Source organism: Paracraurococcus ruber, assembly GCF_004353985.1.
GTDB classification, from domain to species: Bacteria; Pseudomonadota; Alphaproteobacteria; order Acetobacterales; family Acetobacteraceae; genus Paracraurococcus; species Paracraurococcus ruber.
Genome location: NZ_SMOA01000387.1, coordinates 1 through 4023, shown reverse-complemented (window position 1 = coordinate 4023; position 4023 = coordinate 1). Strand labels below are relative to the sequence as shown.

Annotated in this window: 4 protein-coding genes; 1 reads left to right on the top strand and 3 read right to left on the bottom strand. The window is 72.6% G+C overall.

The window, feature by feature from the left end; translation table 11 throughout:
• Nucleotides 1–93: 93 nt before the first annotated feature.
• The 3 genes from E2C05_RS29520 to trxB all read right to left on the bottom strand — a co-directional run bounded on the left by E2C05_RS29520 (nt 94) and on the right by trxB (nt 3100).
• A complete protein-coding gene (locus E2C05_RS29520) occupies nt 94–846 on the bottom strand; it encodes an SDR family NAD(P)-dependent oxidoreductase (protein ID WP_133223193.1) in 753 nt (250 codons plus the stop codon).
• 378 nt (nt 847–1224) lie between these two features.
• Nucleotides 1225–2115 carry a LysR family transcriptional regulator gene (locus E2C05_RS29515; protein WP_133223192.1) on the bottom strand — a complete coding sequence of 297 codons (891 nt, stop codon included), beginning with the start codon at nt 2113–2115 and terminating at the stop codon, nt 1225–1227.
• 7 nt (nt 2116–2122) lie between these two features.
• The gene (gene trxB, locus E2C05_RS29510) at nt 2123–3100 is read right to left on the bottom strand and encodes a thioredoxin-disulfide reductase (protein WP_240046948.1); all 978 of its coding nucleotides are present in this window, start codon (nt 3098–3100) and stop codon (nt 2123–2125) included.
• A 375-nt stretch (nt 3101–3475) separates the two neighbouring features.
• On the opposite strand from trxB, the gene E2C05_RS29505 reads away from it, so the two are divergent.
• Entirely contained in the window at nt 3476–3964 is a 489-nt protein-coding gene (locus tag E2C05_RS29505; RefSeq protein ID WP_133223191.1) for an Lrp/AsnC family transcriptional regulator, read from the top strand.
• Nucleotides 3965–4023 lie beyond the last annotated feature (59 nt).

The window sequence follows — 4023 nt, the reverse complement described above, 5'->3', positions numbered from 1 at the left end:
GGCGCGCCGGCCGCCGCGCTGCTGCCCCGCCGGCCAACCCCCGCCGCGCGGCCCGCGCCTGCCGCCGGGGCGAATGCGGCGCGCCCAGGCCGCTCAGGTCAGGAAGGCGCCGCCATTCACATGGATCGTCTGGCCGGTGACATAGCCGCCTTCCGGCCCGGCCAGCAGCCGCACCATCTCGGCGATCTCCTCGGCCGATCCCTTGCGCCCCAGCGGAATGCCGCTGCCGGCCAGGGTGGGCGGCAGCGCGCCGGCCGAGGCGCCCCGCGCGGTGTCGATCGTGCCCGGCGCCACGCTATTGCAGCGGATGCCGAGCGGCGCGAGCTCCACCGCCAGCGCCCGCATCAACCCCTCCAGCCCCGCCTTGCTGGCCGAGACATGCGCCCGCTGCGGCGTGCCGAGATGCGTCGAGATGCCCGACAGCGCGACGATGGCGCCGCCGCCCCGCCGCGCCATGATCGGCGCCGCTGCCCGCGCGACGAGGAAGGCGCCGTCCAGCGCCACCGACAGGATCTCCCGCCACTCGGCGAAGCCCATGTCCAAGAAGGCGGTCTGCCGCCGCAACCCGGCATTGCACACAACGATGTCGAGGCCGCCGAACGCCGCCTCGGCCACCGCCATGAGGCCGGCGACCGCATCGGGGTCGGCGATATCGGCGAGGTGGGGCAGGGCGCGGCCGCCCTGCGCCGCGATCTCGGCCGACACGGCCTCGATCGCGGCGCGGTCCTGGCGGCCATTGACCACGACGGCGGCGCCGTCGCGCGCCAGGCGCAGCGCGATGGCCCGGCCGATATTCCTGCCCGCGCCGGTCACCAGCGCCACCTTGTCGTCCAGCCCGCCCGCCATGCGCCGCCCCCACCCGATGCCCTGGGGTTGTCGCGCCGGCCCGGCATGCTGTCCATGCGTCCACTGTCCATCCATGCGCCGACGCCACGGCGCGCGGAGATGCGGTCGATGGTTGCGGCGCATCGCGCGGCACAGGGACGCTGTCGTCCGCCGCGCGGCATCGCCGAAAAAGAAAGGCCGCCGGCCCCGAAGGGCGGCGGCCCAAGTCAACAGGGAGGCTTCACGTCTGGGAGACGAAGGGGTTCGGGAAAGCGCCCGAGTTACCCTGCCGGACCGCTCGGGCCCGGCAGGAGGAAGCCTACGCCGGTGATTGCCATGCAGGTCTGGTCAAACCTGCCAGCACCCATGCGGAACATGCATATCGATGCATCGCTCCGCTCAATGTGCCCCCGCCAGTTCGGCGACGAGGAAGTCGCGGAACACGGCCACGCGCTTCGAATGCCGCATCTCCTCGGGATAGACGAAATAGGCATCCAGCCGCGGCGCCTTCAGCTCCGGCAGGACATGCAGCAGCCCGTCCAGCTCGGCGCCCATGTAGTCCGGCAGGGCGGCGAGGCCGAGGCCGCTCTGCACCGCCCGCAGCATGGCGGTGGTGCTGTTCACCTCGACCGTGGCGCGGCGCGGCGCGCCCGGGCGGCGGCCGGCCTCGGTCAGCCAGTTCACCTCGTCATGCGGCGGCCGGTGGTCGCCCCAGACGATCAGGCGGTGGCCATCCAGCTCCTCCGCCCGCTGCGGGATGCCGGCGCCCTTGAGGTAGGCGGGCGCGCCCACCACCCGCCAGCCGAAGCTCGCCAGGTGCCGCTGGATCAGGTCCGGCTGTCGCGGCGGATGCATGCGGATCGCCACATCGGCCTCCCGCATCGCCAGGTCCAAGTCGCTGTCGTCCAGCAGCAGCGAAACGCTGACATCCGGGTACAACGTCAGGAACCGCGCCAGCCGCGGCGCCAGCCAGGTATTGCCGAAGCCGGTGGTGCTGGTGACCTTGATGCGGCCGGCCGGCCGTTCCCGGCTCTCGGTCAGCAGCGCCTCGGTCATCGCCAGCTTCGCGAAGACCTCCCGCACCGTGCGGTTCAGCGTCTCCCCCGGCTCGGTCAGGATCAGACCGCGGGCATGGCGGTGGAACAGCGGGACCTGCAGCGCCTCCTCCAGCGCCTGGATCTGGCGGGAGACGGCGGACTGGCTGAGGTTCAGCGTCTCGCCGGCATGGGTGAAGGATCCGGCTTCCGCGACCGCGTGGAAGACGCGGAGCTTGTCCCAGTCGAGCGGCATGTCCGGCTCAGGTCCAGGCTTCGACGGCGGGCGCCGATTCGGGCATGTGCGCCAGCCACTTCTCCGCTTCCAGCGCGGCCATGCAGCCGGTGCCGGCGGCGGTGACCGCCTGGCGGTAGATGCGGTCCTGCACGTCGCCGGCGGCGAAGACGCCGGGGATGGTCGTGCGGGTGCTGCCCGGCTCGGTAAGGATGTAGCCTTCGGCATCCATGCCGACCTGGCCGCGGAACAGCGCCGTCGCCGGGTCATGCCCGATGGCGACGAAGACGCCGTCGAAGGGCCGCTCCGCCACGGCGCCGGTCTTCACGTTGCGGATGCGGACTCCGCGCAGCGCGCGGAAGCGGCCCTCGGTCGCCAGCATCTCCTCCACCACCGTGTCCCACAGCACGGTGATGTTGGCCTTGGCGCGGATCCGGTCCTGCATGATCCGCTCGCCGCGGAAGGCATCCCGGCGATGGATGACGGTGACGTCGCGCGCGAGGTTCGAGAGGTAGAGCGCCTCCTCCATGGCGGTGTTCCCGCCGCCGATGACCGCCACGCTCTTGCCGCGGAAGAAGAAGCCGTCGCAGGTGGCGCAGGCGGAGACGCCGAAGCCGCCCAGTTCCTTCTCGCCGGGCACGCCCAGCCAGCGGGCCTGGGCGCCGGTGGCGATGACGAGGCTCTCGGCGCGGTAGGTGTCGCCGGAATCGCCGCGGGCGAGAATCGGCCGCGCCGCCAGGTCGATCTCCGTCACTACGTCCTGCAGGATGGTGGCGCCGCAGTGCTCGGCCTGGGCGCGGAACTGGTCCATCAGCCAGGGGCCCTGGATCGGCGCGGCGAAGCCCGGATAGTTCTCGACATCGGTGGTGATGGTGAGTTGCCCGCCGGGCTGCAGCCCGGCCACGACCAGCGGCTTGAGGCCGGCGCGCGCGGCATAGATCGCCGCGGTGTAGCCGGCCGGGCCGGCGCCGAGGATGAGAAGGCGCGTATGGTGCGTGTCGGGCAAGGCTCGATTCCCAGGCGACTGGAGCAGGCGCAGGCTGACCGGAAAGCGCGGGCAGGCTCCAGGATTTTGTTGGTGGCATGGAGTCCCGCCGGCTGGCCCGAAGGCCCGCCGGCGATCCGCCCGCATATCCTGCAACGGATCGGCGCCGCCCGGCCATGCGGCCCGGTGGCGATCCGCCATCGCCGCCCGCGCCGCATCCCGGCGGCGGGCCGGACGGCCCGGCGAGGGTCCCGCCGCGCTGCCCACACCATATTTGGCGCCGCGGCATCGGTCACAAGCGCAACCCTTGCGGCGCGATGGCCGAGAAAGGATATTGCGCGGGAAGCGTCTCCCCGGCAATCAACCTTCCCCGACACGGCAATGTACCAGGAGAGCATGAGCGCCGCGCCCGATACGAGTCTGGACGAAGTGGACCGGCAGATCCTGGCGGAGCTGCAGGCCGATGGCCGGATGACGAATGTGGAACTGGCCCGCCGCGTCGGCCTCTCCGCGCCGCCCTGCCTGCGCCGCGTGCGCCGGCTGGAGGAGGAGCGGATCATCCGCGGCTACAATGCCGACCTGGACCCGGTCGCCCTCGGCTTCGAGATCACCTTCTTCGCCCTGGTCGGGCTGGAGAGCCAGAAGGAGGTCGTACTGACCGCCTTCGAGCGGCGGATGCGCGACTGGCCGGAGGTGCGGGAATGCCACATGATCCGCGGCGGCGGCGATTTCCTGCTGCGGCTGGTGGCGCGCGACACCGCGCATGAGAATGCCCTGACCGCGCGCCTGACCGCGGCCGAGGAGGTGGCGCGGGTGCAGACCCTGCAGACCATCCGCACCTCGAAGGACGAGGCGGGCGTGCCGCTGGCAGCCGCCCCGGCCTGAGACGCGGCGCGGCCCCCCGGCGCGGTCCCGCCGCGCCGGGGGGCCGCGCCGATGGGGCC